15 protein-coding genes are annotated in these 17366 nt (G+C 41.6%); 3 read left to right on the top strand and 12 right to left on the bottom strand.

All coding sequences use genetic code 11. The features are described from left to right. Positions 1-156 precede the first annotated feature (156 nt). The 8 genes from atpG to E4S40_RS07565 all read right to left on the bottom strand — a co-directional run bounded on the left by atpG (position 157) and on the right by E4S40_RS07565 (position 5859). The gene (atpG, locus tag E4S40_RS07600) at positions 157-1032 is read right to left on the bottom strand and encodes an ATP synthase F1 subunit gamma (RefSeq protein WP_135072740.1); all 876 of its coding nucleotides are present in this window, start codon (positions 1030-1032) and stop codon (positions 157-159) included. Between the two features lie 65 nt (positions 1033-1097). Then, positions 1098-2675, bottom strand: a complete 1578-nt coding sequence (gene atpA / locus E4S40_RS07595; RefSeq protein WP_135072739.1) for a F0F1 ATP synthase subunit alpha — start codon at positions 2673-2675, stop codon at positions 1098-1100. Between the two features lie 26 nt (positions 2676-2701). After that, positions 2702-3262 (bottom strand): ATP synthase F1 subunit delta, encoded by a 561-nt coding sequence (gene atpH, locus E4S40_RS07590; RefSeq protein ID WP_135072738.1) that lies wholly within the window; start codon positions 3260-3262, stop codon positions 2702-2704. 10 nt (positions 3263-3272) lie between these two features. Next, a complete protein-coding gene (locus E4S40_RS07585; RefSeq protein ID WP_135072737.1) occupies positions 3273-3767 on the bottom strand; it encodes a F0F1 ATP synthase subunit B in 495 nt (164 codons plus the stop codon). A 78-nt stretch (positions 3768-3845) separates the two neighbouring features. Next, complete coding sequence (gene atpE, locus E4S40_RS07580) at positions 3846-4103, bottom strand: ATP synthase F0 subunit C (RefSeq protein WP_026947636.1); 258 nt, start codon at positions 4101-4103, stop codon at positions 3846-3848. A gap of 38 nt (positions 4104-4141) precedes the next feature. After that, positions 4142-5170, bottom strand: a complete 1029-nt coding sequence (gene atpB, locus E4S40_RS07575) for a F0F1 ATP synthase subunit A (RefSeq protein ID WP_135072736.1) — start codon at positions 5168-5170, stop codon at positions 4142-4144. 19 nt (positions 5171-5189) lie between these two features. After that, a complete protein-coding gene (locus tag E4S40_RS07570) occupies positions 5190-5573 on the bottom strand; it encodes a hypothetical protein (RefSeq protein ID WP_135072735.1) in 384 nt (127 codons plus the stop codon). Between the two features lie 40 nt (positions 5574-5613). Then, positions 5614-5859: an AtpZ/AtpI family protein gene (locus tag E4S40_RS07565; protein ID WP_135072734.1), complete on the bottom strand. Its 246-nt coding sequence runs from the start codon at positions 5857-5859 to the stop codon at positions 5614-5616. Positions 5860-5988: 129 nt separating this feature from the next. Between E4S40_RS07565 and porW the strand changes: the two genes are divergently transcribed. The 3 genes from porW (at position 5989) to uvrC (ending at position 12785) form a co-directional block, all read left to right on the top strand. Then, entirely contained in the window at positions 5989-8604 is a 2616-nt protein-coding gene (gene porW / locus E4S40_RS07560; protein ID WP_135072733.1) for a type IX secretion system periplasmic lipoprotein PorW/SprE, read from the top strand. Between the two features lie 4 nt (positions 8605-8608). Continuing rightward, the gene (locus E4S40_RS07555; RefSeq protein ID WP_135072732.1) at positions 8609-10912 is read left to right on the top strand and encodes a penicillin-binding protein 1A; all 2304 of its coding nucleotides are present in this window, start codon (positions 8609-8611) and stop codon (positions 10910-10912) included. Between the two features lie 64 nt (positions 10913-10976). Beyond that, positions 10977-12785: an excinuclease ABC subunit UvrC gene (gene uvrC, locus E4S40_RS07550; protein ID WP_135072731.1), complete on the top strand. Its 1809-nt coding sequence runs from the start codon at positions 10977-10979 to the stop codon at positions 12783-12785. Positions 12786-12798: 13 nt separating this feature from the next. Here uvrC and porN read toward each other — a convergent pair whose 3' ends face one another. From porN to porK, 4 genes are all read right to left on the bottom strand, one after another. Further along, on the bottom strand, positions 12799-13575 hold the full coding sequence (porN, locus tag E4S40_RS07545; protein WP_135073095.1) for a type IX secretion system ring subunit PorN/GldN: 777 nt from the start codon (positions 13573-13575) through the stop codon (positions 12799-12801). Between the two features lie 63 nt (positions 13576-13638). Then, on the bottom strand, positions 13639-15252 hold the full coding sequence (gene porM / locus E4S40_RS07540; RefSeq protein WP_135072730.1) for a type IX secretion system motor protein PorM/GldM: 1614 nt from the start codon (positions 15250-15252) through the stop codon (positions 13639-13641). Between the two features lie 35 nt (positions 15253-15287). Then, a complete protein-coding gene (gene porL / locus E4S40_RS07535) occupies positions 15288-16079 on the bottom strand; it encodes a type IX secretion system motor protein PorL/GldL (RefSeq protein ID WP_135072729.1) in 792 nt (263 codons plus the stop codon). A gap of 55 nt (positions 16080-16134) precedes the next feature. After that, positions 16135-17229 (bottom strand): T9SS ring complex lipoprotein PorK/GldK, encoded by a 1095-nt coding sequence (gene porK, locus E4S40_RS07530; RefSeq protein ID WP_135072728.1) that lies wholly within the window; start codon positions 17227-17229, stop codon positions 16135-16137. Positions 17230-17366 lie beyond the last annotated feature (137 nt).

Raw genomic sequence — 17366 nt, 5'->3', positions numbered from 1 at the left:
TTTTTTTAAAGGTTGCAGATAAAAATTGAACAGGAAGAAACTGATCCTCAGGTAAATTGAACATCATATCTTAAAAACTTTAGTTGAATATAAAAAAAGCAAAACAAAAAACCACAGCCTTTGGAGCTGTGGTTTCGAATATGGGTTGATTGATAATTAGCTTCCTTCGAGTGCGTTTGCACCGGCAACAATCTCCAAGATTTCGTTGGTAATCGCCGCCTGACGAGTACGGTTGTACATCAGACGCAATTCTTTCAACAATTCTCCCGCGTTTTCAGTCGCCTTATCCATCGCAGTCATTCGGGCACCATGCTCGGAAGCATTGCTTTCCAAGACTGCCTTATAGAACTGAATCTTCAAGGAAGTAGGCACCAACTCTTCGATGATGTAGCTACGGGAAGGCTCTAGAATATAATCAGTTTCAGTAGCTTTTTCCTCCTGCTCATTTTCCTCTTTTGCCATCGGCAAAAACTGCTCAGTTCGGATAATTTGAGTAGCTACGTTTTTGAATTCGTTATACACCAACACTACCTGATCGTATTCTCCCGCAGCAAATCCATTCATGGCAAATTCAGCTGCTTCACGAACAGTGTCAAAAGAAAGGTCGGTGAATACTCCGAAAAACTGATCTACAATTGGGAATTCACGCTTTTTGAAAGTTTCAAAAGCTTTCTTCCCCAATGGAAGAATAGTGATTTCCTTACCGGCAAATTGCTCACGGATGGCCGCATTTGTTGCCTTTACGATGTTGGAGTTGAATGCGCCACAAAGTCCTTTATCAGAAGTCACAGGTACAATCAAGACCTTGTTTACTTCTCGCTTTTGGGCATAAATGATATCCGCAGCTCCGTCAGAAGCGGCAGAAACATTGGTTAGGATATTGGTCAGCTTTTGGGAATAAGGACGCATTTGCACAATGCGGTCCTGTGCTCTACGCAGTTTCGCAGCGGACACCATTTTCATCGCTTTGGTGATCTGCTGGGTAGAAACTACCGAGTTGATTCGCTGCTTTACTTCCTTCAGGTTAGCCATCCTTGCGTTTTTCTACTACGTGGTATAATCTCCGGAGGCTTTCACCTCCGGAATAGATTCAAATATTACTTTGCAAATTTTGGAGCCAATTCAGCGGCTGCTTTTTTCAACACTTCACCTGCACCGTCGATGTCTCCTTTCAAGATCAATTCCAAAGCCTCAGGATAAGAAGTATCCAACAGGGTATAGAATTCTTTCTCGAATGCACGAGCTTTCTCTACAGGAACGGAATCCATCAAGCCTCTAGTAGAAGCGTAGATGATGGCAACCTGATGCGCCACAGAAACAGGAGCGTATTGAGGCTGCTTTAGGATTTCCTGGTTACGACGACCTCTTTCGATAGTACGCTTAGTAGTAGCATCCAAGTCAGAACCGAATTTTGCGAAAGCTTCCAATTCACGGAACTGCGCTTGATCCAACTTCAAAGTACCAGCTACTTTCTTCATGGATTTAATCTGTGCGTTACCACCTACTCGGGATACGGAGATACCTACGTTGATCGCAGGACGGATACCGGAGTTGAAAAGGTTGGTCTCCAAGAAGATCTGACCGTCAGTAATGGAAATTACGTTAGTCGGGATATAAGCAGAAACGTCACCTGCCTGAGTTTCGATGATTGGAAGAGCGGTCAAAGAACCTCCACCTTTCACCAAAGGCTTGATAGACTCAGGAAGATCGTTCATTTGCTGTGCGATCTCATCAGACTTGTTGATTTTCGCAGCTCTTTCTAGCAATCTTGAGTGTAGGTAGAATACATCACCAGGATATGCTTCACGTCCCGGAGGTCTTCTCAACAATAGGGAAACTTCACGGTAAGCAACAGCTTGCTTAGACAAGTCGTCATAAACCACCAAAGCAGGACGTCCTGTATCACGGAAGAATTCTCCGATCGCTGCACCGGTAAACGGAGCAAAGAACTGCATTGGAGCAGGGTCAGAAGCAGCTGCAGAAACAACTACTGTATATGGAAGAGCACCACCTTTTTCCAAAGCTGCTACCACACCGGCAACAGTGGATGCCTTCTGACCTACTGCCACGTAGATACAGAATACAGGCTCGCCTCTGTCATAAAATTCTTTTTGGTTAAGGATGGTATCGATTACAACCGCAGTCTTACCAGTCTGACGGTCACCGATTACCAATTCCCGTTGTCCTCTACCGATAGGAATCATGGCATCGATAGACTTGATACCAGTTTGAAGAGGCTCAGTTACAGGCTGACGATAGATTACCCCAGGTGCTTTACGCTCCAAAGGCATTTCGTACAAATCACCTGTGATAGGACCTTTACCGTCGATAGGGTTACCCAAAGTATCTACTACACGTCCCAACATGCCCTCACCTACTTGGATGGAGGCAATCTTCTTGGTACGCTTTACAGTATCACCTTCTTTGATTGCTTTGGAATCACCAAACAATACCGCACCGACATTGTCCTCTTCAAGGTTCAGCACCATTGCTTTCAGACCATTGTCGAATTCCAGCAATTCACCGGCCTGAGCCTTAGAAAGTCCATAGATACGGGCTACACCGTCCCCTACTTGAAGGACTGTACCCACTTCTTCGAGTTCGGCCTCTGTTCTGGCACCTGCGAGTTGCTCTCTTAGGATTGCCGAAACTTCATCTGGTCTTACTTCTGCCATGATATCGATTGATTAATGCTTTTTGATTAGATTTTACTTTCGTAATGATTTTGCAAGAATTCTGACTTTAGAATTCTCAATTTGCTGCTCAATGATTCATCAAGCTGCCGGTCATTGACCTTCAATATAAATCCGCCTATAAGGTTCGGATTAACTTTCTCTTCCAGAATTACAGTCTTCAAGCCGGAAATCTCCTTTACGATTTTTACAAATTCCTCACGAAGCTTGGAATCGATCGGGAATGTAGTAGTCAATTGAGCGACCTGAATAGACTTATACTTATTATATTGATTTTCAAACTCCTGGGCTACATCCACCAGAATTGCCTCCCGGTTTTTACGGGAAATAATCTCAAAAAAGGTCATTGTCATTTTTTGAGCACTATCAACAAACAAAGCCTTCAAGACCTTTAACTTTTTATCAGAAGTAACCACAGGGTTCTTCAACAAAAAGCCCAATTCTTTATTAGCCTTTTCGATTGCTGAAAGTTTCTGAAAATCTGCATGTACTTCCTCCAGATTACCCTTTTCAAGGGCCAGTTCCAAAATGGACTTGGCATAGCGGGAGGCTACTCGATGGTTTGACATGGAGGTCGGATTAGTTAAGCTTCAAATCTTTAACAAACTCATCCACCAATGCTTTCTGAGAAGCATCATCAGACAAGTTTTTCTTCAATAATTTCTCTGTTACTTCAAGGGTCAAAGCAGCCACTTGATTTTTTACATCAGCAAGAGCAGCTTTTTTCTCAGTTTCGATCACTGCTTTCGCATTTTCGATCAACTGTGCACCTTGTTTTTGAGCTTCGGTTTTAGCTTCTTCAATCATTTTGTTAGAAGCTTCCTGAGCTTTCTTCAAAATGTTATCTCTTTCCAAACGAGCTTCAGCCAAAAGCTTTTCGTTCTCAGCCTTCAGGTTAGCCATCTCGTTTCGAGCGATTTCAGCTGACTTCAATGCATTTTCAATGCTGCTTTCACGCTCTTCCAAGGCTGCCAACATAGGCTTCCAAGCAAATTTGATCAGAATGAAAAGCAATCCCAGGAAGCCAAAAAGCTGCCAGAAAATAAGACCGGAACCAGGGGTTATCAAATCCATGATGTATGATTTAATTCAGTTTGTTCAATAGAGAGAAAGAAAGGGGAAAAGCCTAACGCCATTCCCCAATCAGATTTTTTAGCTGATGCCTGCGATATTCAAAGCAATCAACAAACAGATTACCGCTGCGAACAGGGAAACCACCTCGATCAAAGCTGCGATGATCAACATAGCACCTTGGATCTTACCAGCAGCTTCAGGCTGACGAGCAATAGATTCCATTGCCTGACCACCGATACGACCGATACCAAGTCCTGCGCCAATCGCAACAATACCCGCACCGATACCAGCTCCCATTAGAGCGTAACCAGCAGTCAACAAGATAGACATTAACATAGTAGTTGTATTTATAAATTGAACAAAGAAATTCCTAATTAATGATGATCATCATGAGCATGTTCAGCCACCGCACTACCAATGTACATTGCTGTAAACAGCGTAAATACATAAGCCTGAATAGTAGCTACAAGCAATTCGATGATATTGATAAAGGTCACCATCAAGGTACTTACTACCCCGATTGTGTATGATTCAAAGATGAATGCCAAGGCAATGAAACCTAGGATTACAATGTGACCTGCCGTAATCGCCACAAACAATCGGACCATCAAGGCAAAAGGCTTCGTAAACAAACCAATGATTTCAACCGGAACGATAATCAACAACATTGGAATCGGAACTCCAGGAGTTGCAAATACGTGCTTCCAGTAATCCTTATTTCCATTGACATTGGTAATGATGAATGTCAACACCGCCAAAGTCATGGTAACAGCAATGTTTCCAGTCATATTAGCTGCACCTGGAAGTAGACCTAGCAGGTTGCCAAACCAGATGAATAAGAATAAAGTCAAGAGATAAGGAACGAATTTTTTGTATTTCGGACCTATGGATTTTTGAGCAATTTCGTCGCGAACAAAAATCACAATTGGCTCGATGATCGCCGCGGCACCCTTTGGAGCAACAGCACCGTTCTTTTTGTAGTGATTTGCTGCAGACAAAGCCACCCAAGCCAAAAGAATCATCACGATGAACATCATGACCACGTTTTTGGTAATGGAAAGCTCTAAAAAGCTTGCACCATCTACTCTTCCCAAATGATCGTGCTCATCGATATAATAGCCTTCGTGCGCATACTCTTTTCCAAAAGCATGAGTCTCGTGATTTTGAAAATCAGTGGAACTGAAAAACTCCAATCCGCGATCGGATGAATAGACAATTACTGGAAGCGGAAGGGTTACGTGGGTATGTCCAAAAGTCGCAATATGCCACTCATGCGAATCCTTCACGTGATGCATGATGAAGCTTGTTTTGTCTTCCTCAGAACCTGCTGCGAAGGACTGTGGAGTATTGAACAGCAAAAAAGCTGAAAATAAAAGACTTAGGACCAGAAATTTGCGCGTCATCAACTCTTTTTTTTGAGGGCTACTTCGAAATCGGGCGCAAGTTAGATAGAAAGGCGTATATATCAAATATTAAGTAGAACAAAAAAATCACAAAGAAATCCGCTATAAACAAAATAATATTTTCCATTCCGGGCCAAACTTCTATTCCAATGAAGACCAAAGAGGCAATCAACCTTAGTATCATAGCCAAAACTGAAATTTGGAAGAAATTTTCAGAAAGTGCTTTAAGCAGTGCTCCCTGAAGTAATCCTATTAAAAATGAGAGGATTAAGAGGAAAAAATAGATATCCCAGATGCGTTCATGAATGATTGCAGGAAAGACTACCTGAAGTCCCAAAATCAGAATCGCAAGGACAGCAGATAACAAAAAGAACTTGAACTGTAAGTTGTTGAGAATCTTCATGAAGGTGAATTTTGGGCAAAGGTAGCCCATTTCTCTCAAACTATCGGTCCTGCTTCATGGATAACCACAGTTGATAAAAGGCTACAAAAACTGATAAAAAGCTAAATAGAAGTAGCCAAACCGGGAACTTCATGGCTGATTTCTGCTGAACCCACCAACCAAACCAAGTCCCTGCTCCGATAATGGCGAAAAGTTGAAAGGAAAGCCCGATGTACTTCACAAAAGTCGGGGGATTTGGAACCGGCTTCTTTTCTTTTGTATCCGAAGACTTTTGGGAGGGATTCATTCTCTTAAATTAGGTAAAAATTTTTCCCTTCAAGAAGGTGTGGCCTTTGTTTTGAAATAAATAGAAATCCCGAATCGTTCCTCTTTTGTCCAATAAAGACTATTTTGCTAATCAATTCTGAAAGTCTGCATGCGTTTTTTAAATAGAGTTCTTTTCCTTTTCCTCCTACTCTTGGCTGCCTGTTCATCCGAGCGGGACACCTTCACCAATCGGGCTTTCCACAATCTCACTTCTCACTACAATGCTTATTACTTAGCAGATGTGAAAATTGAGGAGGTTTTGGACGAAAACAGGGCAGATTACAAAGAAGACTACACGCAGATTCTACCGGTTTTTATCCCCATAGATTCCGGCGTCATTCAGGCAAATCAGGAGAAGTTGGAATCATCCCGGGAACTAGCATCCAAAGCCATCGAATGGCATCGCATCTCCAAATGGGTAGACGATAGCTATTTTCTTTTGGGAAAAATCGACTATCTACAAGCGGATTTTGATGACGCTAAAAACACGCTGAAGTATGTAAATGTAGAAAGCAAGGACCGGGACCTTCGCCATCAGGCTCTCATTGGGCTGCTTCGCATTTATGTGGATTTAGGAGAAATCGAAAACGCCAACTTTACCATTGACTACCTTTCCAAGGAGCAAAAGATCTCGGAAGACAATCGCTTCGAGCTATACAAAACCTTGGCCTATTATTACGAAAAGCGAAATGATCAAAATGGGGTCATTGGTGCTTTGGACCGTGCTGTGGAATACTCCAAAAATAAAAAAGAAGCTTCCCGCATTTACTTCATCTTAGCACAACGCTATCAGCGTGAAGGTTTGGATAATTTAGCTTATGATTTTTACAAAAAGACATTGGAAGGAAATCCACCTTACGAGCGGGCATTTTTCGCACAACTTTTTGCGCAGCAAGTAGCCGAACTCAATGCCTCTAAAGACTTGCGTAAAGTTCGCAATTACTATGAGGCTCTATACAAAGATCCCAAAAACAAGGATCTAAAAGATGTGGTGGTTTATGAAAGAGCGCTTTTTGAGGAGAAGCAAGGCGATCTGCCCTTAACAGTTGACTTGCTTCATCAAGCGGCAAAAGAACCGGGAAGCAATCCGCGATTGAAAGGATACATTTATCAAAAGTTGGCTGATATTTATCTGGAAGAATACAGTGACTACAGAGCAACCAAATACTATTTGGATTCGGCGCTTACCTTTATAAAAGAAACCGACCCTGTAGCTGCTCAGATAGCCGACCAAAAAGAAGTCCTAGACCAATATGTATTTCATGTTGAGCGAATCCAAAGCAATGACAGCTTGGTAAGGTTAAGTGGGCTCAGTGAAGAAGAGCAGCGGCTGATTGCAGAACAATTCATCAAAAAGGAAGAAGAGCGCCTATTGGCAGAAGCTAGGGAAAAAGAGCAGCCTAAGAGTACCAGCATTTTCGACAACCTACTCGCCTTTTCAGATCGCGGTTCTGGTTCAACTTTCTACTTCGACAATGCAGTAGCCATGCAGCAAGGAGCTATTGATTTCCGACGGGTTTGGGGAAATCGCCCATTGCAGGATAATTGGCGGAGAAGTGCAGCAGTTTTTCAAACTAATTCACCAACTAGTCCTGAATCCCAACCTGATTCTTTGAGTTCAAGTGAAGAGAATCCTCTCAGCCAATTACCCGATATCGAAAGCCTTTTGGCACAAATCCCACAAAGCGAGGAAGAGATAGCAACCTTGAATGAAGAGTTGGAGGAATCTTACTTCGAATTGGGTAAACTTCTCTATTTTGATTTGGAAGAAGATGAGGCAAGTATCGATAATTTGGAGATTTTGGTGCGAGAATATCCTACTAGCAGCCGAAAACCAGAAGCCTATTACTTGCTTTATCTCGCTCAAAAAGATCGAGGTGGCAACTTCCAACAATATGTCAGTCGCCTCAATCGGGAATTCCCGGAATCTCAATACACTTTCTCGGTAAATAATCCGGATGCTGCTTCGGGGAATTTAGCCTATTTGGCTTCCTCAAAAAATTACGAGCAAGCTTATGATATGTATTATGCTGGACAGTACCGACAGGCTAGACAATTGATTCAGCGGACTTTAGAGGAATATCCCCTTACCCGAAATACTGAACGCCTTTTGTTGCTAGACATCATGGTAACGGGAAAAATCGAGAGTAAGGACAGGTTCAGAGGCCGATTGGAGGCATACATCGAAAATTCCCAAGATGAACAATTGGTGGAATTGGCAAGAAATATGCTAAAACCCTTGCTGTCGGCAGAAGAGTTGGCAGCATTGAATCCGGTTGACTCGACGGCTTTGGATTCAGCTAATCAGGTGCTTGCAGAAGCAGATTCTACAGCAATCAAACCGGATTTATCGGATTCTCCATTTAAACTGAATGAAAATCAAACCCATATCATGGTTTTGGTGATGAATCCGGAAGAAGCTGAGCAATTCCAGGGAGTCATTGGAGACTTGGAAAATTTCCATGCGAAAAACTTCTCCAATGCCAGACTCCGTACCGGAAATATGAACATGAATAGAGAAAATGCCATTTTCATCATTAGTCCATTCAACAATGCTGAAAAGGCTAAAGAATATTATCAGAAATTCATGGAGGATTTCGAGTCGCCAAATATTACTGACAAGATCAAAGGAAATGCATTCTTCATTTCCATTGAAAACTTCCAGACTTTAAACCGAACAAAAAATATCGAAGAGTATCGAGCCTTCTTTAAGGTCGCCTATTAATCATATGAGTAAATCAAAAAAACCAACTACCCCAACCTGGGTAAATAAAACCATCAAAATTCTATGGATTGCCTTCGCCGCAGGCGTTTTGGGATTCATTGTTTTTGTTTGGATGGTCAGTGTGAATTTCTTGGGGCTTTTTGGCCCCCTTCCCGATTTCAAAGCTTTAGAGAATCCTGATACTGAAGTTGCCTCGGAGCTCTACTCAGCTGATGGTGTGTTGCTTGGGACTTTTTATCGGGAAAATCGAAGTCCGGTTACCTTCAATGAATTATCCCCTAACCTTGTCAATGCGTTGATTGCGACGGAGGACGTTCGATTTGAAGAGCATTCCGGGATAGACTTGAAAGCCATGATTCGGGTTTTTGTCAAATCCATCTTATTGGGTCAGGATGCAGGTGGTGGTTCTACCTTGAGTCAGCAAACCGCTAAAAACCTATTCAAAACTCGAACAGATGCAAACCAGGGACTTTTGAGTTCGGTGCCAGGGCTAAGAATGCTCATCATCAAAACCAAAGAATGGATCGTAGCCACTCAATTGGAAAAGGCATATACCAAAAAGGAAATCCTGACCCTTTATTTAAATACCTCCGAATTCGGATCAAATGCATATGGTATTAAAACTGCGGCTGAAACATTCTTCAACAAGGAGCCTTCTGAGCTAAATGTTCAGGAAGCTGCAGTTTTGGTGGGCTTGTTCAAAGCACCGACTTATTACTCTCCGGTTTACAATCCGGATAATTCTTTGCGCAGGAGAAATACCGTTTTGAGCCAAATGGTCAAAAATGACGTTTTGACTGAAGCTGAATATGACTCATTAGCGCAATTACCTATTGAATTGGATTATAATGTCGCCAATCACAACAAGGGACTTGCCACCTATTTCCGGGAAATCCTAAAAGCAGATTTATTGAAATGGAGCAAGGAAAATTTAAAACCTGATGGAAGTTCCTATGACTTGTTTGGAGATGGGCTGAAGATCTACACTACCATCGATAGCCGAATGCAACGCTATGCGGAAGAAGCAATGGCAGAGCACATGAAAGAGCTACAAAAAGCATTTTACAAAGAAATGAATGGACGTGACCCTTGGGTGGATAGTGAAAACCGAGTGATTCCAAATTTCATTGAAAATGCTGTCAAGCGGACGGAAGCATACCGATTGCTGAAGCTTCGCTACAAAAGCGATGAGGACTCTATCAATATTAAGCTCAATGAGAAAAAACCGATGAAGGTCTTTTCTTGGGAAGGCGAAATTGACACGCTGATGAGTACGATGGATTCCCTGGGCTATTACAAAAAATATTTGCAAGCGGGCTTTATGAGCATGGATCCGCACACCGGCCATATCAAGGCTTGGGTCGGAGGAATCGATCATAAGTACTTCAAATTTGATCATGTCAAGCAGGGTAAACGTCAGCCAGGTTCTACCTTCAAGCCTTTTGTTTATGCTGCAGCTATAGAAAATGGATACAGCCCTTGTTATTCCGTGATCGATCAGCCTGTAGAAGTTTTCATTCCAGGCCAACCTGCTTGGAGTCCTTCCAATGCAAATGGGGAGTTTACCTACGAAAAAATGACCATCCGAAAGGCAATGGCTCAATCCGTCAATTCGGTAACTGCTTATATGATGAAAAAGCTTAGCCCAAAAGTGGTAGTGGAAACTGCCAGAAGAATTGGGGTTACCAGTGATTTGGAAGAAGTCCCAGCTTTGGCATTAGGTGTAAATGACGTCTCCATTTTCGAAATGGTGGGAGCTTTTGGAACTTTTGTCAACAAAGGAGAATACACTACCCCATTCTATATCGATCGGATCGAGGACAAAAACGGGAATGTCATTCAGCAGTTCACACCAAAGAAACGACCTGCCATGAGTGAAGAGCATGCCTATCTCATGACTTACATGCTTAGAGGAGGATTTGAAGAGGAATCAGGAACTAGCCAAGGTGTGCCATGGAGTCTTCGCGAAGGCAATGAGCTTGGTGGAAAAACCGGTACTACTCAAAATGCGTCCGATGGATGGTATATGGGAATCAGTAAAGATTTGGTTTCTGGAGTATGGGTTGGAGGAGATGACCGAGCTATTCACTTTAGAAGTTGGATTTCTGGTCAAGGTAGCCGAACGGCGAGACCGGTTTGGGTCAAATACATGGAGAAAGTTTATGCAGATAAAGACCTAGGCTATACCAAAGGGCCATTCCCAAGACCTGAGCGACCATTAAGTATCGAAATCGACTGTGACGTCTATGAGCAAGAAAGTCAACGATTCGTGGATTTTGATTACGATGCCAAAAAGAATGACTTTTAAGTCTAAATAAATACTCCCTTCTAAAAACAGCTTTGCTTCAAAGCTGTTTTTTTAATTTAGCGCTATGGAATCCTCTTCATATAGTCCCAACGAATACAACTTACTTCCAGATCATCCTGGAGTGTACAAGTATTTCAATGCCGCAGGGGAATTGATTTATGTAGGAAAAGCCAAAAGCCTGAAAAAACGCGTCAGCAGTTATTTCAACAAAAACACGGGAGTCAATCACAAAACCCGACGTATGGTTCGGGAAATCGAACGGATTGAAATCACCCTAGTTAACTCGGAGTTTGATGCGCTCCTTCTGGAAAACAACCTGATCAAAAAATCTCAGCCAAAGTACAATATCCTTCTTCGGGATGATAAAACTTACCCTTATTTACTGGTCACCAAAGAACCCTTTCCTCGCATTTTTCAGACCCGAAAAGTGATCCCTGGAAGAGGAATCTATTATGGTCCTTTTGCAAGTGTGAAGGCCATGAATAACGTGTTGGATTTGATTCGTTCGCTGTTCACCATCCGGACCTGTAAGCTGGATCTTTCTCCTTACAAAATCCAAGAAGGAAAATATAAGGTTTGTCTTGAATTCCATATTGGCAACTGTCAAGGTCCTTGTGTTGGCCTGCAAAAAGAATCAGACTATCTGAAAGACCTAGATCAAGCAAAGCATATTTTGAAGGGAAATCTGGGTTTACCCAAGGCCTATTTCAAGCAGGAGATGCAGAAATTTGCAGAAAACCTGGAATTTGAAAAAGCCCAACGAGCAAAGGAAAAACTTGACTTACTGGAGAAATATCAAGCTAAATCACTTGTCGCGAATCCCAATATTCATAATCACGATGTATGTACCTTGGTGGTAGATGAGAAATATGCTTATGTCAACTACATGCGGGTTAAAAATGGGGCTTTAATTGTCTCAAAAAATGTTGAGCTAAAAAAGAAACTCGATGAAACGGATGAAGAGCTTCTTTTGACTGCTTTAATTCGCCTACAGGACCAATTTCAAAGTGATGCTGAAGAAGTACTAGTTCCCTTTGAAATTGAAAACCCAATCGATGGATTGAACCTTGTAAACCCAAAAATCGGGGATAAAAAGAAATTGATTGAACTATCCTTGAAAAACGCTCGATTCTATAAACAAGAGAAAGCTTTACTTCAGGGATTAAATAAGGATAAAAAAGACCGAGTAATCCGACAATTACAGGATGACTTGAGTTTGCCCGAAATTCCGGACCATATCGAATGCTTTGATAACTCCAATATTCAAGGAACAAGTCCTGTAGCCAGTATGGTTTGCTTTCTGAATGGTAAGCCGGCTGTAAAAGAATATAGACACTTTCATATCAAAACAGTAAAAGGGGCCAACGATTTCGCAAGTATGAAGGAAATCGTAGGAAGGCGTTACAAGCGCTTATTGGAAGAAGGTAAAAACCTACCAAAACTCATTGTGATCGATGGAGGAAAAGGTCAGCTTTCGGCTGCTGTAGAAGCTTTGCAAGAATTGGGTATCTATGGCAAAATGCCCATAATAGGCATTGCAAAACGTTTGGAAGAAATTTACTTCCCCGGAGACATGTACCCTATTCACATCGATAAAAAATCGGAAAGCCTAAGGCTTTTACAACGAATCCGAGATGAAGCTCACCGCTTTGCCATTACTTTTCACCGAAAGGTTAGAAGTAAGAATGCTTTTGGAACTCAGCTGACAGCTATTCCCGGAATTGGGGAATCTACCGCAAATAAATTATTAAAGCATTTTAAATCCGTAAAGAAGATCAAAGAAGCTTCTGAGGAAGAACTTGTGGAGGTAATTGGAAAAAGCCGAGCAAAAGAATTGCTGGAATGGATGGAAAAAAATAAAGGGAGCGATTAAGCTCCCTTTTCTATTACCATTCCCAGAGGGAATTTTCAAATTCTAGTAGTTTGTACTCGAAGGCCAAAGCATCTAGGTAAGCCTGCATTTCCGGATTGGGATGATCTGGATTAACCATATCTGCAATTAGGGCTTCATCAGGATTGGTAAATTCTCGAACCACGGATCTAAATAGTCGGGTATCGAAAGCCTGATCGTAAGTTAAGCTTTTAGACAGGTTTTGGAAGTTGATCCAACGTGCTTCGGGATGGTCCTTGAAGTAGTTGTAGAAATCCTTGTATCGGATGAAACCGATAGTTTTTTCACCTGCATTAGAATTGGTTTGAGATGGCATCACTAAATGCAAGTACTTCACATCGAAAACCATGTCGGAGTGATGCTTATCAAAAACGAAATCCTCTTTGAAATCCAAATAATACAATTGCTTCACGAAAATGCTATCTCCCAAGGCATTCAACCAGAAATTTTCTTGGAATTCAGCGATAGAAAGAGGCTGTGTGAAATCTTCATCTCCAAATACCTCCAATGCATTTTCTTCAACTACGGCCTTATAAATCTGATTGATGATCCCATTAGACTTGGTATCACCAGAGCCATAGAGTGAAAGATTATACTTCTCTCGAAGATCAATTCTCCTCCAAACACCGATTTGATACATTTTATCATCTTCGCGGATTCGCTTGGACGAAAAAATAGTGTCCATCTTGAATTGACGGTCTCCAAATCCAGAAGGATTGACACTCGTAGCTACCTGTGCTTGGGCATCAAATGTCCAAGACATTGCTGCCATCAAGATGATAACGAAGGAATATTGAAGGATCTTTTTCATAATCTTTAAACTTTTCGACGCTTATTATTTGATCGCGATTCGAATAATTTGTCTCAATTCAGAAGGAATCTTATTTCCTCTAAAGTTGGTACGAGTTACTTGATTTACTTCGATCACGATATCGTCCCCAGGTCGGGCACTTTCAAGCAATTGACGCATAGCTAGGTTGTTTCCAGAAGAAATTCGTACGGTCTGTCTAGGAACCTCATTTCGAAGCAATCGAAGTTCACCTCCAGTTACTTCAAAGTTTGCGTCTTTAGCCATTGTTCTACCAAATGTTGGTTCAGGAACTGCTTGCAATTGCAAACCAGTCAAAGAACCGATAGCCTGAGCTTGTGCGATATCAACTGGAGTTCCATTAGACATGGTAGGTACAAGTGATGGAGCAGGAACAGGCTTAATATCAAACGTTACGTCGTCAATTTTATTTCCACCTGAACTAACACCGATTGTTACTTTACCTGTAGCACCTGGAATAATGGTTACTTGACCAGGAGAGTTTCCTTTGATAGCCTGACCATTACTTACATTGAATTCAGGAGCATAGGTATTACCAAGTGCTGGAACTTCAATTAGGAGTTCGTTAGCACAATCTGCATACAACTGCTGAACCACTTCGGAAGAAACCTTCACAACTGGCTGAGCAACAAAATATTCGTATTCAACTGGTAGAACTTGATCTTCACCACCAATATTGGTAATGATTTCACCTTGAAGTACTCTTCTTGCCAATCCTCTGTCATCATATTCCGAAGCAGGAGTAGCTGTGAACTCAATTCTACCAAATCCTTTTTCGTCAACCTCGATTTGACGACCATCCAAAGACATGGAAGGACGGGCAGAGGAAGAAGAAGAAGCAATAAACATGGTAGCTTCAAACTTAGTACCGGCTGCTACGATATTAGAAACAGCAGAAATCTGAGCTTCGGTAATATCAGCCTTGAAGTAGAAAGAACCGATGGTATTTGCAATGTTTGTAAGTGCTTCACTTTCAATATTTAGCACTTCATTTTGATACTGAGAAAGCAAAGCGATTACAGCACCAACTGGTGACTTTACAAAGTTCAGAGCAACGAAGCTTTTTCCATTAACCTCGCTATTATTAGCGAAAAGCGGAATTTCAGAAGCATCCAATGCAATTCGCTCAAATTTCAAATCGGTAATTCCTACACTTGAAAGAATCTCTTCTACTCTCGCAGGATAGTTATTTAAAGTCTCTTTTAATTCTTCGCCTTTGCCGGAATTAACGAACATGTTACCGGCAACTTCTGTATTCTTCAATGCTGCATTGACGAAGTTACCTTCTTCATTTTTCGCATTGGATTGCTCTATCAGGTCTCTTTTGAGTACCTCTAAATAATCATAAATCTCTTTAGAAGCATCGCGAATCTGTTTTGCAGCAGCAACTTTAGGAACGTCTTTTTCATTATTTCCCTGTTGCTCTACAGTATATTCAATCGAACTTACCGCAGCTTGGTTGTCCAAAATATAGTTGCGGGAGGTTCGCTCCATCCCATCATTGATGAGGATAAATTTCTGGAGGATCTGATTACTGACCTGGAGGGCCAACAAGGCCGTCAAAACCAGGTACATCATCCCGATCATCCGCTGTCTAGGTGTCTCTTTTACTCCTGCCATTGGTTTGGTTTGTCAGTTTGGATGAATGGAATTGATTACCCTTTCATAGCTGAAAGCATACCACCATAGATTTTATTTAGAGAGCTTACGTTAGCATTCAATTTCGCTAGTTCATTTTTGAATGCTTCTGTTTCCTTACCGGCTGCAGTAATTCCCTCCATAGCAGTAGTCATATTAGAGTAGAACTTGTTCAATGCCTTCACATGACTATTAGCATCTTGCAATTCCAATTCATAGACTGCATTAAGAGCAGAAAGATTTTGAGTTACAGCCTTTACTTGGTTGTGATATTCTTTAGCATCTTGAGAAGCAGCGGACATTTCAGTAAGAGCTGCTGCAGTCTTTCCATAAGAAGCATTCATATCAACCAAAGTCTTGGCTGCAGATTTTACGTTTGTAGCATATTCATTTGTAGCAACAGCAGCATCGGCTAGGTTGCCCATTTTTTCAGCAGACGAAGCTAGGTTTTGCATTCCCTTGCCCAAGCTTTCAATAAGTTCAGGACCAACTTTCGCCTTAGAAAGCATGTCATCTAATTTCTGAGTTACACCATCGGAAGCAGCTACTTTACTTTTTGCTGCTCTTCCTGATCCTTCACCTCCGGCTAGCTCAGGATAAACTTTCGTCCAATCTACTTCTTGAGGTCTAGGCTCAAAAGCTGAAAGGAAGAAGATCACGGCTTCAGTACTCAAACCGATACCGATCATCCAGTTAGCACCTTGCCAGTCCAAAATTTTGAACATCGCACCGAGAATTACGACAGCCGCGCCGATACCATAGATCTTCGGCATGACGTTGGAATAAAAGAAGTTGCTGTTGCTAGCCATTTTTGTTGTTAGAATTAAGGTGTTTGGTTTTTTATTAAAAAGGATTGAATTTTTCTTATCGTCTTCTACGCTTGTTGGATTTTACATCCATTGAACCTGATCTACCGATGAAGGTCATTACGGTACGGAATCCAATATGCGCTTGAGCTACGTCTTGATATTCATAAGTTCTAGTGGAAGTTTCCAAATAGTGTGCAATATCCTTCCAGCTTCCTCCACGAATTACTTTTCGAGGCTCAGTTTCCACATCATATACCGGGTCCAAATCCCAAGTTACAGTTCTAGAAGTTGGTGAATAAGCATCCAATACCCATTCAGCGACATTTCCAGACATATTGTGTAGTCCAAAACCATTCGGAGCAAATACATCAACAGGAGCTGTGTAAGCAAAGCCATCATCGATGTAATTACCTCTACCAGGTTTAAAGTTTGCCATCAGACAACCTCTCTTGTTCTTCAAATAAGGACCACCCCAAGGATATTTAGCCACGTCTTTTCCTCCCTTAGCTGCATATTCCCATTCTGCCTCAGTAGGCAATCGGAAACTTGGAAGATCAAACTCGAACTCATCATTGGCATTCATAAAGTAAGTTCTCCATTCGCAGTACTTCTTAGCTTGGTCCCAAGTAATGCCTACAACAGGATAATCATCAAATGCGGGATGATCGAAATAGAACTCCATCAATGGGTCACCATAATGAAAAGTGAAGCTAGTAGACCAAACGGTGGTATCTGGCTTCAATTCTTCTAAATTAAATTGGGGTTCTTCTTTTAAGGTGGTAGGAGTACCATAAGTGAGTTCTCCATTTCTTACCGACTCTAAAAACTGTCGATACTTATTATTGGAAACCTCATATTTATCCATAAAAAATTCAGAGATAGTGATCTGTTTGTTCATGGATGATTGAGAAAAAGCGATGTCTTCATCAGACTGTCCCATCCAAAAAGTACCGGCCTTCACAGGCACCATATCGTAAGGGAGATTTTGCTGCCACTGAGCCCGCTTAGGAACACCAGTTACTTCGCCTCTTCTGTTCAACTTTTCACTGGCTGATCCTTTCTTACTAAAAAGTCCACAACCCGGAAGAATTGTAGCGATCGCAAGACCTAATGTTATGCTCGCTAAGCGTAGGTTAATTTTATTATACATAAATGACATTTTTTATATCATCAAATGATTTTCCAATTTAAAATCTTCTCATTCAGCGAAATTTAGCGGAATTTTTGACATTTATGCAAATAACCTGCCAACTTTAAAATCAATAAATTATTATTATTTCCCGCTGT

This window comes from Algoriphagus kandeliae (assembly GCF_004571135.1).
In the GTDB taxonomy this organism is placed as follows: Bacteria; Bacteroidota; Bacteroidia; order Cytophagales; family Cyclobacteriaceae; genus Algoriphagus; species Algoriphagus kandeliae.
This window is presented reverse-complemented; position numbering and strand designations above follow the sequence as displayed.